The organism is Cognatundibacterium luofuense, assembly GCF_018139685.1.
Classification (GTDB): domain Bacteria; phylum Pseudomonadota; class Gammaproteobacteria; order Burkholderiales; family Burkholderiaceae_D; genus Undibacterium; species Undibacterium luofuense.
Genome location: NZ_JAGSPN010000312.1, coordinates 1 through 357, shown reverse-complemented (window position 1 = coordinate 357; position 357 = coordinate 1). Strand labels below are relative to the sequence as shown.

Below are 357 nucleotides of genomic sequence, written 5' to 3'. Positions count from 1 at the left end.
AATCACGCCTGCCAAACAGATCAACATCCAGCGTCGGCCAGATAACATGGATGACATCATATTTTTTCTTCTCGCGGTAAGTTTGAGGTGCAAACCCATCAGGTTTCGCATTTGAATGCGCTATCAGTCGTACGTGGATAAAACGAATTTTCCTGCTTTCCCGATTTGGCAATGTCGATTTCTCTATAAGTGCAGCGCAGCCTTGCACAACACATTAATGCTGTGCAAGCGCATTTTTACCGAATTAAAAAACCGCGTTTCATTTACGGCATAGGTTGTTGTTGTGTAACGCAGTGAATACCGCCGCCACCTTCGCCATACAATGTCGGCAGTCTCAGCATTTCGATGGTGAGGCCT

General features: G+C 45.9%; 1 protein-coding gene. It reads right to left on the bottom strand.

The features are described from left to right. The coding region (locus KDM89_RS20565) for a hypothetical protein (protein WP_212689713.1) at positions 1 to 208 on the bottom strand (208 nt) is incomplete at its 3' end. Positions 209 to 357 lie beyond the last annotated feature (149 nt).